Origin of the sequence: Streptomyces graminofaciens (assembly GCF_030294945.1) — a bacterium.
Classification (GTDB): Bacteria; Actinomycetota; Actinomycetes; order Streptomycetales; family Streptomycetaceae; genus Streptomyces; species Streptomyces graminofaciens.
Map to the genome: position 1 here is coordinate 444,121 of NZ_AP018448.1, position 14,709 is coordinate 458,829.

Sequence of the window (14,709 nt, forward strand, 5' to 3'; positions counted from 1 at the left end):
CACGCGTTGAACGTGTTCCGCAGTCCGTCCGAGGCATCCTCTGGCAGACCTCGGTCCTCGGTGAGCGGCCTGAACCCAAAGGAGTTGCGGACGCCGAAGAGGCAGGCGAGGGCGTCATAGGCGTTGCCCGTGTTGAGGAGGAAGAGGTCAATGGCGGCGTGCCATACCGCGTCCTCAGCGTCCTCTCCCCAGATCCGGGCCAAGGGTCTGCACTCGATCATTCCGCTCAAGTTTCTTGTTCAGGGTCTCGACATCCTGGGCGAGCGTCCGAGCGAGCTGGGCGATCACCGCCTCGCCGGGATCGGAGGTGTGCTGCCGCTCCGCGGCCTCCACAACCTTCTTCGCAAGTTCCTCTGGGCTGCGGACGCCACGCGCGCGCAGCCATCGGGTCAGTCGCGCGGTCCCGAGGCGCCGGCGGGCTGCCGACGTCTGATAGCTGGCCAGCCGGACGAGTGGTCCGGCGCCGTCTACAGGTGGATCTGTACCGGTGCCGTGCATGACGCCCTCCCCCATCGCGGTCGGCACGGGGCATCCGTCCTGAAGCCGGACGACGGCGAGAACTGGCGAGGCCATCCCCTCTGGACCGCGTCCGTCCGAGGTAACCGAGCTCGAACAGGGCACGCCTTGCTGATCGCGAGCCCGTCGCCGGGCCATCGTGGTGCGACAAGCTGATGGCGCTACGGATGGGATACGCGGATGTCGGAACCGACCCAGGCCATGAGTCGGCGCAGTCTGCTGATCACCGGTGGGGCGGTGGCGACCACCGTCGCCGCCACGGCCGGGTCCAGTGCTCTGGCCGGAGAGGAAGCGGTGCTGCGGGGCTCGGAGACCGGTGATGACGCCGGCCGGGCAAGGATTGACGTCCACCACCATTTCACCGCTCCGGCATGGGTCGACTGGGCCGAGCGTGAGGGCCTGGTGCGGCGGCAGGAACTGCCGTGGTGGGCGCGTTGGGATCTGGATTCCACTCTGGCGCTGATGGACCGGGTGGGAATCGCAACCGCGGTCCTCAACCCGACCATGCAGGACCGGTACCGTTCCGCGGCGCAGGCCAGGGAAGGCCTCACTGTCGTCTTCGAGGCAGTGGCCGACTTGGTGGCCGTACACCCGGACCGTTTCGCCATCCTCAGCCCTGCTGTCCTGGACCATCCCGAGGTGACCACATGGGCTCTCCAACGCGCCTTCGACGAGCTCGGTGCCGTTGGAGTCAGCATGAAAGCCAACTACAACGGTATCTACCTCGGTGATCCCTCGTACGACCGCTTCCTCGCAGAACTCGACGAACGCGCCGCGGTCCTTTTCACCCACCCGCTCGACCTCCCGAGCGGACCACCCGGCGTGCCCACCGTCCCCGGAATTCCGAACTTCATGTGCGATTTCCTGCTGGATTCCACGCGTGCCGCTGTGAACCTGATCCGTACCAGGACACTCGACCGCTACCCGCACCTGTCAGTCGTCCTGCCACACGCCGGCGGATTCCTCCCCCAGATCGCCACCCGCATGAAAGCCTTCGGCGACTTCTGCACCCCACCCCTCGATGCTGCCCGTGTACAGGACTATCTCCACCGCTTCTACTACGACACGGCGGGCCCGCTGGCCCCCTCGGGCACTCTGGTCGCCACCGCCGGTGCCGACCGGATCCTCTTCGGCACCGACTGGCCGGCCGCCTCCGCCGACATCATCACCGACTTCACGGTGCCGGCCATCGAGACCGACCCCGTCCTCACCAACCGCCAACGTCGCGGCATCAACCGCGACAACGCGCTCCGCCTCATGCCCGCACTGAGGCGTGCCTAGCCCCTCTCCGACTCCTCAACTCCATCCGGAGACATGGGCAAGAGCGGCCGCAACGGGGATGTCAGCACCCCGACCACGCCTACACGCCCACACGCCCATGGTGGCCTGGGGGCCCCAGGCACACCGGGAAGTCCCGCACAACACGCACCGCAACACCCACCGCAACAAATAGCTCAGCATCTGCCGCAACAGCGGTACGGCGCTGAGGTAGCTTGTGCCACTTCCCCGGCGCGGGCCCGCTGCCGAAGCCGCGTGCCCGTCCCGCGCGCGTCCGCAGTGCGTTCCGGACACATCACCCGCCGGCCGAGGAGGTAGATGTCGCAGCATCGATCGGACCGACTACACGGCAATGAGCGACGACAAAGCAGAACAGATCAGAACGCCAAGCTGACGCACCAGGTCCGCCGACGAGCTGCATCAAGGTTGGCCTCTCCATTGGGAAGCCGATCTGCGCTCTGTGGCCGGTTGTGGTCGCCTTGCCGCTGCCGGGTATGCGGGGCAGTCAGTTCGCCAGATGTGGCGATGTCCGGGAGATGGATGGCTTGTTGCCGGCGTCGGCCCACGGTGTCACTCCGCGGGCAGGGCAAGCGCGACCTTGCCCGTGGTGCGGCCGGAGAGAAGGTGTCGGACGGCTGCGGCGGTCTCGGCGAGCGGGTAGACGTGGTCCACGACAGGGCTGAGCGTTCCCGAGTCGATGAGAACGGTCAGGTCGCGCAGCCCATCGGCGTGCTCGGAGGCGATGAAGGTGCCAAGGTGCTGGCCGGTGAACGGGGACAGCATCTGTGCGCGGAGCTGTCGGTCGGTGCCGCCGAGCCAGAGGCCGTTCGTCTCGCCGCCGGTGATGACCAACCTGCCGCGGGGCGTGAGAGCGCGGCGCAGATCCCGCAGACCGCGGTTGCCCGCGATGTCGATGATGGCGTCGTAGCGTCGCGAGCCGGCAAGGAAGTCCTCGCGCGTGTAGTCGATCACGTGGTCGGCGCCCAGCGCTCGCACGGCGTCGAGCTTGGGGGTGCTCGCGACGGCCGTGACCCGGGCGCCGAAGGCGTGGGCGAGTTGGACGGCGAAGGTGCCTACGCCGCCGGCGGCTCCAGTGATCAGGACCTGCTGGTCCTCCTGGACATTGCCCTTGTCGCGAACCGCCTGGAGCGCGGTGAGCGCGCTGACGGGTACCGTCGCCGCCTCCTCGAAGGTGAGCCCGGCCGGCTTGGGAGCGATCCTGTCGGGACGGGTGGCCGCGTATTCGGCGAACGCGGCCACTGCCGTGCCGTAGACCTCGTCGCCGGGCGCGAACCCGTTCGCTTCGGGGCCGACAGCCTCGACGACACCGGCGATGTTGCGGCCGGGGTTGGGGAGCTTCGGCCTGCGCAACCCGCTCACGGGCCGGACCGCGTACGGCAGACCGGCCATCATGTGCCAGGTGCCCCGGTCCACGCTGGAGGCGCGCACACGTACCAATACCTCGGCCGGCCCGATGCTGGGCCGGGCGAGCCGCGCCGTGCGCAGCACGGCTTCCGGCTCGGCGTCGTAACGCTCCTGTACGACGGCCGCCATCGTCCTGGTCCCACCGGTGGTTGCGATCGGCTCGCTCATGTTCCGCATCGTCCCTGCTCCCGTTCCGTCTCCCGCACACTTACGGCGTAAGTCAAACTTACGCCGTAAGTACAGCACTTACGGCGTAAGCTCGTCAATGCTGGGAAACCACGAGAGGAAGTGATGTCCACCGTGACCCGACGTACCGTCCGGCAGTCGGCCCGCGAGACGCTCACCCGGCAGCGGGTGCTGCATGCCGCCGTCGAACTCGCCGACGCCGGCGGCCTGGAGACACTCAGCATGCGCAAACTCGGCGAGGCCCTCGGAGTCGAGGCAATGTCCTTGTACAACCACGTGACCAACAAGGAAGACCTGATCGACGGCATGATCGACCTGGTGTTCGGCGAGGTCGACGTGCCCACGCCGGGTGACGCCTGGCGACAGGCGATGCGGCAACGGGCCATATCCATGCGCCTCACGCTGTCCCGCCACCGCTGGGCGATCGGGCTGATGGAGTCACGGTCCACTCCGGGCCCGGCCACTCTGCGTCACCACGACGCCGTCCTCGGTTGCCTGCGTCAGGGCGGGTTCTCCCTCACCATGACCGCCCACGCCGTCTCGGTTCTCGACAGCTACATCTACGGGTTCGCCCTGCAGGAGAAGACCCTGCCTCTCGGCTCCCCTGAGGAGATCGCCGAACTGGCGGATTCCATCATGAGCGGCTTCGGCGACGGCGAGTACCCGTACATGACCGAGATCGCGACCGCTCACGTCATGCGTCCCGGGTACGCCTACGGCGACGAGTTCGAATTCGGACTGGACCTCATCCTCGACGGCCTCCAGCAAGCAGCGGGCTGACTGGCCAGCGGCGTCCCGCCACATCCGGTGCGCGCCTTGTCGACCGGTGAGTAGCCGTTGTCGTACCGAGTGGTTCGACGCATCTGCCCCGATCGAGAGGCGCGCTGGCTCATCCGCGCCGTCAGGCCAGTGCCTCCCACGCCTCACGCTGCCGTGCTTGCGCCGGGCCCCGGGGGAAGCGGGCGGATGTCTCAGCGAGCGCACACCGACAGATTCACGGTCCCCACCGGGGAGTCGTGATCGCAGGGCTGGGGTCTTACGTACGCTCGACCGCCTGAGCTAGGGAATTGCATGACCGTCGACACCAGCCAACGAGTCATGGCCCATCCACGTGGCGTCGCTCTGCGCCATCCTGGCGATTGTCTGCAGCATCGTGGCGCTGCTGATGCGTCCCACACGACAAGAAGATCACCCAAGGCAAGCACCACAGCCAAGCCCTGCTCTGCCCCGCCCGCCGCCGGGCCGACGTGCCGTCAGCTCGACGAGCACATAATCCTCGGAACCATCAGTCGGCCCACCACAAACACAGCAACGGAGGCACTGGCTCACCACGCCCGTCCACTCCTGTCCACTCCCGTCCGTCCCCGCCCACTGCCACGGTCTGATCATCGACATCCACGCGGCACATCGTTCCAGACGCCCTGAAGCAGCACCCATCCACCTTGACCAAGGAGACACCGGCAATCACGGCGTCACGGTCGCGGTCGATGTCCGCGGCAAGCGTGTGAGGCTGGGGAGGTCGTCCTGCCTGACGCCGGCGCCCCAGTCCGGCAGGCGCTCGCCCTGGCGCTCGGCGAGCATGGTCGCGAAGGACCGGACGCGCCTGGTGAATGCGTCGAATTGAGAGAGGACGTTACCCCACCCCTGGGTGCAGGCCGCTATCCCTTGACCAGACCGCGCGGTCGGGTCCCAGAAGTCGAACACCGGGCCACAACACCGGCGCCAAGGCCAGGGAGAGTTCCCGAACGGGTGGCGCATTGGCCGACCGCAGGACTCGGGCCTGTTGCGGGAGCCCTGGTCCTGCTGCCAAGAGCGGCTGCTAGCGTCCGGATCATGAACGACAGCGTGTACGTGGGCAGCGCGGGCAAGGATGCGGCACTGGACCGGGGATGGCTCCTCGGACACTTCAAGAACGCCGACGATCCGCGCCACAGCGAGGCTGTTGAGATCAAATGGGGCGTCCATCCTCGTGGTGACGAGCGAAGGCAATGGGTGAGAGGCGAGGAGCGAACGGCCCTCCTGCTGCTCATCAGCGGTCGCTTCCGCGTCGAACTCCCCGGCCGCAGTGTTCTCCTGGAGCAGCAGGGTGATTACGTCGTGTGGGGCCGCGGAGTCGACCACTCCTGGTTCGCGGAGGAGGAGTCTGTAGTACTGACGGTTCGGTGGCCATCCGTACCCGGCTATGCAATCACACAACAGGATCGGGGACAGCTGCATAGTTGACCGCCCAGTGCTGGTCAAAGCCACTCGTCGATGGCAGCGACCAGCGCAGTTCGCTTCGTAGCGGACGCCCAGCTTGTCGTTTCGCGTGGCCACGGCCCGGTGCCTCTTCAACCGGGCGATGCCGCATTCCACGGCGTGCCGCTCTCGGAAGTCGGTAGGCGCGGTTCGCGCGGGAGCCGTAGGCCTTACCGGCGACGACTTTGTCCGGCCGCGTGCGCGGTCGGCCCGGCCGGTACGGGTAATGCGCTGCGATCCGGCAAGCGGGGCCGCGATCAGCGGGGGGTCGTATGCGTGCGCGGCGAGTGCGCCGGAGGTGGACGCGAACGCCTGGCAGGCGGCGAGAGCCTCGGCGTACTCGGAGCCGACCAGGCGCACAGCTGCGCCGCAGCCGCGCACTTGGCCACTTTCACCGCCGGGGCGGTCTCGGGCAGGAACACCGTGGCCCTGACCCCCTGCTGTTGAGCAGACCATACGCACGCGGGCCCCGCGTTCCCGCCAGACGCGATGCACCCCCGCCGTGGGGAGAGTGCCAGCGCCCTTCTGAGCGCGCAGGAAGTTCAGCGTCCCCCGGGCCTTGAACGATCCCGGTGTGCTGCATGTACTCAACCGCGAGGCAGACCTGACACGGCCGTTCGGGGCCGTCATCGAGAGGGGCGGGGTGTGCGGTGCGGATCGCTCCGGATCCACCCGGGTGAGGGTGGCCGGGCGGGTGCGCCCGTCGATCCGGTCGCAGGCCGATTGCACTTCCTCCACGGCCGAGTCCGGCCGCAGGTCGGGCACGGGCGCCGGCGCGGTCAGCATCGGCTCCGGCAGCGTCCCCGTCCGCACCCCAATGTACTGATCACCGAGCAGGTCATGCTGATCACGCAATTCCGGGTTCGCGTCAGAGTGCTGCTTGGTTGCTGGCGGCTGATTGGTCGGGCGTGGTCCGGCGCGGTCGCCGGAAGCTGGGGGTTGTTCCGTCCTGCGGGTGGTTTACGGCTGTGGAACTGCGGGCTCAACCGGTCCGCTCGGAGACTGAGCGGGGGCGGCGTGGGCCGCCGGGAGGGGTCTCATGGCGGACAGCAGGATTTTGCTCGCGGTACGGGAACGTCCACAGGATGAGGGCGCCGGTGCCGAGCAGTTGGTGCGCATTGGTGAGGCGATCGAGAAGCGGGGGTTCGACGTCCGACGGGCGGTAGGCGTCGCGGACGCCGAGGCTGTGCTGCGGACGGAGGCGGGGCTGGCCGCGGCACTGGTCGCCTGGGAACTTCCGGGCCAAGGGGGCGCGGACGGCGAGCCCGGGGGCGCCACGGTGCTGCGTTCCATCGGCCGGCGATTCCAGAAACTGCCGGTCTTCCTGGTCATGACCGACGACGGCGTGCAGGACCTGCCGCTGTGGGTGTCGGAGTCGGTCGTGGGCTATGTGTGGCCGCTTGAGGACACTCCCGGGTTCATCGCGGGCCGGATCACCACCGCCGCGCGCACCTACCAGGATGCCCTCCTGCCGCCTTTCTTCCGGGCGCTGCGCCGCTTCGACGACGCGCACGAGTACTCCTGGCACACCCCGGCCCACTCCGGCGGTGTCGCCTTGCTGAAGTCGCCCGCAGGCCGGGCCTTCCACGACTACTTCGGGGAACGGCTGTTGCGCAGTGACCTGTCGATCTCCGTGGAGGAGCTCGGCTCGCTGTTCGAACACACCGGCCCGATCGGCGAAGCGGAGCGCAACGCCGCCCGGGTCTTCGGCGCCGGCCTCACCTACTTCGTGCTGCACGGGGATTCCACCTGCAACCGAGTGGTCGGCCACTTCAGCGTCACTCGCGACGAGATCGCGCTGGTGGACCGCAACTGTCACAAGTCGGTGCTGCACGGGCTGGTCGTCTCCGGCGCCCGCCCGGTCTACCTGATCCCCACCCGCAACGGTTACGGCCTGGCCGGGCCCCTGCCTCCGGCGGAGCTCGCGGCGGACTCCGTCGCGGCCCGGATCGCCGCGAACCCGCTGACCCAGGATGCCGTTTCGCCCCGCCCTCAGTACGCGGTCTTCACCAACTCCACGTACGACGGCCTGTGTTACGACGCCTCGGTGGCGGCACAGGCGTTCGCCGCGAGTACGCCCCGGCTGCATTTCGACGAGGCATGGTTCGCGTACGCCCGCTTCCACCCGCTCTACGCGGGCCGGTACGGCATGTCGGTGGACGAGGACACCTTTCCCGGCCCGGACCGGCCGACGGTCTTCGCGACCCAGTCCACCCACAAACTGCTGGCCGCGCTCTCCCAGAGCGCGATGGTTCACGTCAAGCCCGCCCCGAGGGCCCCCGTCGAACACAACCGGTTCAACGAGGCGCTGATGATGCACGGCACCACCTCCCCGCTGTATCCGATGATCGCCTCACTGGACGTGGCGACAGCGATGATGGACGGGCCGCAAGGCCGCTGGCTGATCGACGAGGCGGTGACCGAGGCGGTCCGCTTCCGCCAGGAGATGGTCCGCATCCGGCGCCGTATCGAGGAGGCCGGCGACCGACCGCCGTGGTTCTTCGGCGTGTGGCAACCCGAGACGGTCACCGACCCGGCCACCGGCACCCGACGGCCGTTCGACGAGACCCCGGCTGACCTGCTGCGCACCGAGCCGACCTGCTGGCATCTGGAACCCGGCGCGGCCTGGCACGGCTTCCCTGGGCTGACCGACGGCTACTGCATGCTCGACCCGATCAAGGTCACCCTGACCTGCCCGGGCATCGACGCGACCGGCGCGATGGGCGAGTGGGGCATCCCGGCACGAGTGCTCACCGCGTACCTGGCCACCCGCCACATCGTCGTGGAGAAGACCGACAGCTATACGACGCTCGTCCTGTTCTCCATGGGCATCACCAAGGGAAAATGGGGCACCCTCCTCGACGCCCTGATGGACTTCAAGGCCCTCTACGACGAGGAGGCCCCTCTCGACCGGGTCCTGCCCGCACTGGTCGCCGAGCACCCCAGGCGATACGCCGACCAAACCCTGCGCGAGCTGTGCCAGGACATGCACGACCACCTGCGCTCGGTCCGCCTCGTCGACCTGCTGGACACTGCCTTCCAGCAGCTGCCGGAACCGGTCACCCCGCCGCAACTGTGCTATCAGCGCCTGATCCGCGGTGGCACCCACCGCGTACGGTTGGCCGAGGCGCCGGGCCAGGTGGCCGCCGCCATGATCACCGTCACCCCGCCCGGCATCCCTGTCCTCATGCCCGGCGAGAGCGTCGGCGCCCCCGATGGCCCACTGCTGCGCTACCTCACCGCCCTGGAATCCTTCGACCGCCGCTTCCCCGGATTCCGCAGCGAAACCCATGGCGTGACCCTCGATCCCGACACGGGCGACTACCTCATCGAATGCATGCGACCGACAGCCAGCGAAGGCGGAAAAACAAGCGCTGCCGCACAGGAACGCCGCGCCGTCACGCCGGGGCAACGCATGCACTCGAAGGAAACCCATGAGCGGTCCTGAAGGGTGAACCGCTCCGGCGTCGGTGGAGGCTCCGGACTGTCCCGAGTTGGGTGGAGTCGAGTTGCTCGCGTGCTCAAAAAGACTCCATCTTCGTGTTGTCCACGCAGTCTTCGCTGGAGCCCATTGAGGGCAGCAGGCCGGAGGCCCTCGCGCGCTGGGTGAACGCCCAGGACCCTAACCGCACTTCGCGGTCGGAGTGGATGATGGTGCCACCCGGCCGCGGGGAGCGGTTGCCGATGGCCAGGGCCAGGGCTTTGGTGGTCATGGTCAGCCAGGCATGCTTGGCCAGGCGGTGAGACGGTGTACGGTCCCGTCAGGCGTAGTACCCGGAGTCGGCGACCAACAGCATTCCGCAGGCCGGCCGCACCGGCACGTGCTCACAGGCCGTCACGCGGATGGCTTCGAAAGGCCTTTGGGGAACGTCACCTCGCCCAGCAGTTCGGCAGCCCGCCGACGGGTGACCAACTCGCCCTCCAGCTCGGCGATACGTTTGCGGGCCGCAGCGAGCTCGGACAAGAGGTGGCGGTCTTCTCGCACGGATGGAGACCCTGTGGAAGCCCCATGAGCTGGTCGAAGCAAGGCTCAACTATGTTGCGCTGCCGGTAGATCTGCCGGTCCAACGCGGGTAGTCGCCCGCCTCTGCTGCCTTGATGCGGTGGCTGACCTCCAACTGCCACGGGATCAGGAGCTCGTAGGCGCCGTGGGCGAGGATCCTGCCTTCCACGCGGTGAGCGAACCAGGACGTCACACGTCCGGGAGTGACACCGGGCCCTTCGCCCGGTCCGCCGTCCGGACCCTTACGGAGAGGGGCCGGACGGCGGACGGAGGTTTATTGCGCCCTGTCAGGCGTAGGCGTTGAGTCTTGTTGTTGAGCCGGAGCCGTCGATCAGGGAGGAGCGGTTCGACACGCGGCCGCCGACGGTGAGCAGGGTCGGAGAACCGACCAGCACCCGGCAGCCACTGGCGAATTGCCGCATCGTGAGCGATCACGCCCTCCTCCTCACCCACTGGAGGCGCTCGTTCCGAGCGGAGTCCTTCAGGCGCCGCCTCCGATGATGAGGCAGGTGGTGGTGGCGTGGGCGATCAGCTTGCCCTGTTCGTCCACGACCTTGCCTTCCGCTGTGGCGGTGCGACGGCCGACGTGGATGACGTTCCCCTCGGCGGTGAGTGTCTGGCCGCCGGTGTGGGCGGCCCGGATGTAGTTGACCTTCAGCTCGAGGGTCGTGTAGGCGACGCCCGCGGGGAGGGTGGTGTGCACCGCGCACCCCATGACGGAGTCCAGGAGCGTCGCCGCGATGCCGCCGTGGACGGCGCCGAGGGGGTTGGCGAAGTCGGGCCGGGTGTCGAGCGAGATGACGATGCGGCCGTGCTCCACTTCGTCGAACCGCATGCCGAGCAGCCTGCCGATCGAGGGTACGTCGGTCTCGGTCGGCCGCTTGGACTGTATCCAGCGCATCAGTTCGAGGCCGGAGAGTGCGGTGAAGTCGGTCGTGGACACGGAACACTCCTTGCTTGTGGTGCCGGCCTCGGTCGGTCGACCGGCTGTGTGGTGGATGTGGCGTCAGCCCATGGGGTTGGTCGTGTCGCGCAGGGCGGCGAGGACGGGCGCGTACATGCGGGACTTGATGGTGGCGAGGGTGTCGCCGGCCTTGGCGGCCTGGGCCTGCGCGATGGCGACGGCCGTCGTCCGTACGGCGTCCTCGTCGACGGCGTGGTCGACGATGCCGGCGACCAAGGCGTCGTGGCCGCCGTAGCGGTGGGCCGTGACCATCGCCTCGTGCGCGGTCCTCGGTGCGAGGCGGGACTGGATGAGAGACGACATGCCCGGGGTGAACGGGATGTTGATCTCGGCCTCGGGCAGGCACCAGAAGCCTCGGTCGGAGCGCATCACCCGGAAGTCGTGGGCCAGCGAGAACATGGCGCCGGCGGCGAAGGTGTGCCCCTGCAGCGCGGCCACGGTTACCAGCGGCAGGGACAGCAGCCGCGCGAAGAGCGCGTGCACCGAGATCACGTACTCCAGGTACTGGTCCTCGTGGGCGAACAACCAGTCCAGGTCGAGGCCGTTGGAGTAGAACTTGCCCGTCGCGGCGGTCACCAGGGCGCGCGGTCCGTCCGTCTTCTCCACCTCGTCCAGGGCTGCGGCGACGGCGGATATCCAGTCGGGGTGGAATCGGTTCTCGCTGTCTCCGAGGTCGAGGACGAAGACGTCGTCCTGGCGGTCGAGTACGGGCATGGTGGCTCCTTCGGGCGGGGCGGTCGGCATGGGCGGGTGCGGTGACGGGCAGTCACGGGTGAGAGCGATGAGCGGCGTCGGGGTCTGGCCCGTCTCGCAGGGTGTGGACCAGCAGGTCGTGGGTCTCGGCAGCCGCGTCGTCCAGCGGGGCGGTGCTGCGTTCGGCCCGGGACATGATCACCCCGCCTTCGACGGCGGCGATGACGAACGTGGCCAGCCTCCTGCTCCGCACCTCGGGCAGGCCGTTGCGGTGGAACAGGCCGGCCAGCGCCTCGCGCCAGCGGGCGAAGACCTCTGCGGCGGAGCGGGAGAGTTGCGGGGCGTCGTCGTTGGTCTCCACGGCCACCGCCACGATCGGACAGCCGGCCCGGAAGTCGCTCTCCAGCAGCCAGTCCCGCCACAGGGCGAAGAACGCGTCCACTGCCTCCGGCACGTCGTCGGCCTGCGCGGCGGCGTCGATGAGGCCGGCGATGTAGTCGCCGGCCAGCGCCACCGCCTCGTCGATCAGCTGGGCGCGTCCACCTGGGAAGTGGTGGTATACCGAGCCGCGCGGGGCACCGCTGTGCGCGAGGACGCGGTCGATACTCGTCGCACCGGCGCCGTACTCACGCAACAGGACAGCGGCGCTGAGGACCATCCGCTCCCGGCTGTCACTCTTGCGGGGGCTCACACGCCACCGAACCTTTCTCAGGCACCCACTGGTCTACCGGTTGGTAACTTATGTCGTATGCCATAGAACATGCAAGAGAGGTGTCGAAAGCGCGTCGGAGGCGGGGCGAACAGGGCGCTCCCGGGCCCTGGTGGGCTCGGCGCCGACGAAGCGGGGGTCGCCGTAGGGGGCGATCACCGGGTGTTTCACGAGGGCGCCGGAGTCCCGACCCGCCTGGTGCTCGGTGAGGGCGACGGGCGACCTCGACCTTGACGGCCGGGTACTTCTTCGCGAAGGAGGCGACCTCCTTGGCCAGGGAGGGAAAGGCTGAGCTCGGACGGTACGGCCGCTCGCCTCGGGATCGCGCAGCCGGCCGTGCGTTGTGGTGGCCGGGGCGATCGGTGCTGGTCAGCAGTGTCAGCGAGCGTCGCTGATCGGTATGTGGTGTTGGCGGTCGTCCACGGTCAGATGCCTGCCCCCTGGCCGGGACGGGTTGCGGCGCGCCGCGCGCGGCCCGGGGTCGTCCGAGGAGGCGGAGGGGCGGTCGAGGAGCGGACGACGAGGTCGATCGGTGCGTTGCTCGCCGGAAGAGGGTCCGCCTGCGGGTTCTCGATGGCGTGCACGAGACGCTTGAGTCCCTCCTGGGCCACGGCATCGAACGGCTGCCGCACCGTGGTCAGCGGAGGGGTTACGAAGCCCGCCACCGGGATGTCGTCGAAGCCGACGACGCTGACGTCTTCCGGCACCCGCCGCCCGGCTTCCGTCAGGGCCCGGATCAGCCCGATCGCCATGTCGTCGTTGGCCGCGAACACCGCGGTCACGGCCGGGTCGGCGGCCAGCTCATGGCCCGCCGCATAGCCGGAGGCGGCCGACCAGTCTCCCCCGACGACCGGCGGTACCTCCCTGCCGTGCGAGGCCAGCGCGGCCCGCCAGCCTTCCAGCCGGTCCTGGGCCGCGTACCACCGCCGCGGACCGGCGAGATGGTGCACCGTCGCGTGCCCCAGGTCCAGCAGATGCTCGGTGGCCGCCCGTGCCATCAGGTCTACGCCTCCTCCGGCCGTGAGCACCGTGGGGGCAGCCACGGGCGAGGGCGCGTTGATGACCAGCACAGGCACACCGACCCGGACCGAGACGTCACCCCCGGGCTCGTCGATCGGCTCGGAGATGACGATGCCGTCCACGCCCTGGTCGAGGAGCGAGTCCACCGCGCCGGCCATGCCTGCGGGGTCGCCCTCCATGGTGTTGACCACGCGAAGCGCGTACCCCGTGTCCCGGACGACCCGCTCGACGCCCATGAGCAGTGTGGCCGGCCCGTACAGGGCGGTGCCCAGGGTCACGACGCCGATTGAACGGGTGCGCCCGGAGGCCAGCGCCCGGGCCGCGTTGTTCAGCCGGTAGCCGAGCTGCTCGGCGGCTTCGAGGACCCGGCGGCGTACATCCGCGGAGACGTACGGCTCGTCGTTGAAGACCCGCGACACCGTCTTCTGCGAGACCCCTGCCAGCCGGGCCACATCCACACTGCGCGGCGCGGCAGAACCCCCGCCCCGCCCTGTCCCTCGCGTCATGGTGCCTCCCGGTGGCGGACGGTCGAAGTCGAATGCGAAGTCGGTCGTGGTCGATTCTGTCAGGGCGACCACGCCGGTTGTTCACCCCCGGATCGCCGCCACGGCACGGCCTCGCCTAGCAGCAGGAGGAGGAGCCGACCGCCCGAGGACATCGCGCGGTCACGCCGAAGATGCCGAGAGGCTCTTCATCGGGATCTCGAAGTGCACCGTGGCGACGCCCGGCCCGTGTTCGCCCGTGGCGCGCGCGTCGAAGATCTCCTTGGCCAGGCTTCGCCAGAAGAGTTCCGCGCCTTCGATATCGACGTTGGTGTGGAGGTAGACGCGCTCGTAGCCGGGCGTGTCCGTGATGAAGTCGCAGGCCGCTTCGACCAGGGTGCGGGCGAGACCGCGGCGTCGGTGTTCGGGGCGGACGTAGACGCGGACCAGTTGGGCGGTGGTGTCCTTGTCGTAGCGTTCGGCCAGTCGGCGCGGGTGCGGCGGGTGGGCGGGGCCACCGGACCGTACGCCGGTGGTGGCGACCACTTCGTCCCCGTGCACGGCCACGAGCAGCAGGTGCCGCGGGTCGTCGAGGTACGTGCCCTGGAGGTCCACGGTGTCGCGGTGCCACTGGGGTACGTATCCGTAGCCGAACTCCTTGTAGAAGGTGTCGAGCATGACGCGGCGGGCGCCGTCGACGTCGGCCGGTGTCGCGGGGCGCACGGTGTACTCGCCGTGGTACGCGGTCTGGGTCACTGGGGTCCTCCCTGGCTGGCGTGCGCCGAGCGCGCGGCGGTGCCCTGGTGGGGGACCCGGAGCCGCGCCGCCCGGGTCCCGCCATGCTAGCCAGATGAAAACGCTTTTCAAAAACGGCACGGGGGTCCACGACACCACGGGCAGCCCGGATTCCTCGCAGCGCACATCCGCCGTCGGCACCGTCGCGTCGACGAGGTGCGCGGCCGCAGCGTCGTCCACACAGGCGTCGCCCCGGCCGGTGAACGCACCGCGGGAGCAGGGCCGCACTGCGGGCGGACGGGTTCACGGAAAGCCTCCTGCCGATTCCAGCGAGGTAGATGACAATGAAAATGATTATCGATAACGTGGCTCGCGGCAAAACCCGGCAGCCACCGCGAGGAGGCTCCGTCGGGCTGCCCTGACGCCTGAACCGCATGGCATGACGGCATGGAGAAGGGGA

15 protein-coding genes are annotated in these 14,709 nt (G+C 69.0%); 4 read left to right on the top strand and 11 right to left on the bottom strand.

Annotation, left to right across the window (positions count from 1 at the left end):
- Positions 1-174: 174 nt before the first annotated feature.
- Positions 175-525, bottom strand: coding sequence for a hypothetical protein (locus SGFS_RS02265; RefSeq protein ID WP_286247164.1), 351 nt, complete (start codon positions 523-525; stop codon positions 175-177).
- 171 nt (positions 526-696) lie between these two features.
- On the opposite strand from SGFS_RS02265, the gene SGFS_RS02270 reads away from it, so the two are divergent.
- Positions 697-1,797 (top strand): amidohydrolase family protein, encoded by a 1,101-nt coding sequence (locus tag SGFS_RS02270; RefSeq protein WP_286247166.1) that lies wholly within the window; start codon positions 697-699, stop codon positions 1,795-1,797.
- A 567-nt stretch (positions 1,798-2,364) separates the two neighbouring features.
- On the opposite strand, the gene SGFS_RS02275 is transcribed toward SGFS_RS02270, so the two are convergent.
- A complete protein-coding gene (locus SGFS_RS02275; RefSeq protein WP_286247168.1) occupies positions 2,365-3,387 on the bottom strand; it encodes an NAD(P)-dependent alcohol dehydrogenase in 1,023 nt (340 codons plus the stop codon).
- A gap of 132 nt (positions 3,388-3,519) precedes the next feature.
- Here SGFS_RS02275 and SGFS_RS02280 point away from each other — a divergent pair, with 132 nt between their 5' ends.
- The 3 genes from SGFS_RS02280 (at position 3,520) to SGFS_RS02295 (ending at position 9,091) form a co-directional block, all read left to right on the top strand.
- On the top strand, positions 3,520-4,185 hold the full coding sequence (locus tag SGFS_RS02280; RefSeq protein WP_286247170.1) for a TetR/AcrR family transcriptional regulator: 666 nt from the start codon (positions 3,520-3,522) through the stop codon (positions 4,183-4,185).
- Between the two features lie 1,053 nt (positions 4,186-5,238).
- Positions 5,239-5,628, top strand: a complete 390-nt coding sequence (locus SGFS_RS02285; protein ID WP_286247172.1) for a cupin domain-containing protein — start codon at positions 5,239-5,241, stop codon at positions 5,626-5,628.
- A 1,054-nt stretch (positions 5,629-6,682) separates the two neighbouring features.
- Positions 6,683-9,091: an Orn/Lys/Arg family decarboxylase gene (locus SGFS_RS02295; RefSeq protein WP_286247175.1), complete on the top strand. Its 2,409-nt coding sequence runs from the start codon at positions 6,683-6,685 to the stop codon at positions 9,089-9,091.
- 73 nt (positions 9,092-9,164) lie between these two features.
- Here SGFS_RS02295 and SGFS_RS02300 read toward each other — a convergent pair whose 3' ends face one another.
- The 9 genes from SGFS_RS02300 to SGFS_RS02340 form a co-directional block, all read right to left on the bottom strand.
- Positions 9,165-9,356, bottom strand: coding sequence for a hypothetical protein (locus SGFS_RS02300; protein ID WP_286247178.1), 192 nt, complete (start codon positions 9,354-9,356; stop codon positions 9,165-9,167).
- 122 nt (positions 9,357-9,478) lie between these two features.
- The gene (locus SGFS_RS02305; protein WP_286247180.1) at positions 9,479-9,607 is read right to left on the bottom strand and encodes a hypothetical protein; all 129 of its coding nucleotides are present in this window, start codon (positions 9,605-9,607) and stop codon (positions 9,479-9,481) included.
- Positions 9,608-9,677: 70 nt separating this feature from the next.
- Positions 9,678-9,815: a hypothetical protein gene (locus SGFS_RS02310; RefSeq protein WP_286247182.1), complete on the bottom strand. Its 138-nt coding sequence runs from the start codon at positions 9,813-9,815 to the stop codon at positions 9,678-9,680.
- Positions 9,816-9,933: 118 nt separating this feature from the next.
- Positions 9,934-10,068, bottom strand: coding sequence for a hypothetical protein (locus SGFS_RS02315; RefSeq protein WP_286247186.1), 135 nt, complete (start codon positions 10,066-10,068; stop codon positions 9,934-9,936).
- A 59-nt stretch (positions 10,069-10,127) separates the two neighbouring features.
- Positions 10,128-10,589, bottom strand: coding sequence for a PaaI family thioesterase (locus tag SGFS_RS02320; protein ID WP_286247187.1), 462 nt, complete (start codon positions 10,587-10,589; stop codon positions 10,128-10,130).
- Between the two features lie 63 nt (positions 10,590-10,652).
- On the bottom strand, positions 10,653-11,324 hold the full coding sequence (locus SGFS_RS02325; protein ID WP_286247188.1) for an enoyl-CoA hydratase-related protein: 672 nt from the start codon (positions 11,322-11,324) through the stop codon (positions 10,653-10,655).
- Between the two features lie 52 nt (positions 11,325-11,376).
- Positions 11,377-11,994: a TetR/AcrR family transcriptional regulator gene (locus tag SGFS_RS02330; RefSeq protein WP_286247189.1), complete on the bottom strand. Its 618-nt coding sequence runs from the start codon at positions 11,992-11,994 to the stop codon at positions 11,377-11,379.
- 443 nt (positions 11,995-12,437) lie between these two features.
- Positions 12,438-13,538 (bottom strand): LacI family DNA-binding transcriptional regulator, encoded by a 1,101-nt coding sequence (locus tag SGFS_RS02335; RefSeq protein WP_434026021.1) that lies wholly within the window; start codon positions 13,536-13,538, stop codon positions 12,438-12,440.
- Between the two features lie 159 nt (positions 13,539-13,697).
- The gene (locus SGFS_RS02340) at positions 13,698-14,192 is read right to left on the bottom strand and encodes a GNAT family N-acetyltransferase (RefSeq protein ID WP_286259740.1); all 495 of its coding nucleotides are present in this window, start codon (positions 14,190-14,192) and stop codon (positions 13,698-13,700) included.
- Positions 14,193-14,709: the final 517 nt, after the last annotated feature.

Excerpts from the sequence above, each read along its gene's own strand:
- SGFS_RS02270 (WP_286247166.1), top strand. The coding sequence starts at position 697 with ATGTCGGAACCGACCCAGGCCATGAGTCGGCGCAGTCTGCTGATCACC.
- SGFS_RS02275 (WP_286247168.1), bottom strand. The coding sequence starts at position 3,387 with ATGAGCGAGCCGATCGCAACCACCGGTGGGACCAGGACGATGGCGGCC.
- SGFS_RS02285 (WP_286247172.1), top strand. The coding sequence starts at position 5,239 with ATGAACGACAGCGTGTACGTGGGCAGCGCGGGCAAGGATGCGGCACTG.
- SGFS_RS02295 (WP_286247175.1), top strand. The coding sequence starts at position 6,683 with ATGGCGGACAGCAGGATTTTGCTCGCGGTACGGGAACGTCCACAGGAT.
- SGFS_RS02300 (WP_286247178.1), bottom strand. The coding sequence starts at position 9,356 with ATGACCACCAAAGCCCTGGCCCTGGCCATCGGCAACCGCTCCCCGCGG.
- SGFS_RS02315 (WP_286247186.1), bottom strand. The coding sequence starts at position 10,068 with ATGCGGCAATTCGCCAGTGGCTGCCGGGTGCTGGTCGGTTCTCCGACC.
- SGFS_RS02325 (WP_286247188.1), bottom strand. The coding sequence starts at position 11,324 with ATGCCCGTACTCGACCGCCAGGACGACGTCTTCGTCCTCGACCTCGGA.
- SGFS_RS02335 (WP_434026021.1), bottom strand. The coding sequence starts at position 13,538 with ATGACGCGAGGGACAGGGCGGGGCGGGGGTTCTGCCGCGCCGCGCAGT.
- SGFS_RS02340 (WP_286259740.1), bottom strand. The coding sequence starts at position 14,192 with ATGCTCGACACCTTCTACAAGGAGTTCGGCTACGGATACGTACCCCAG.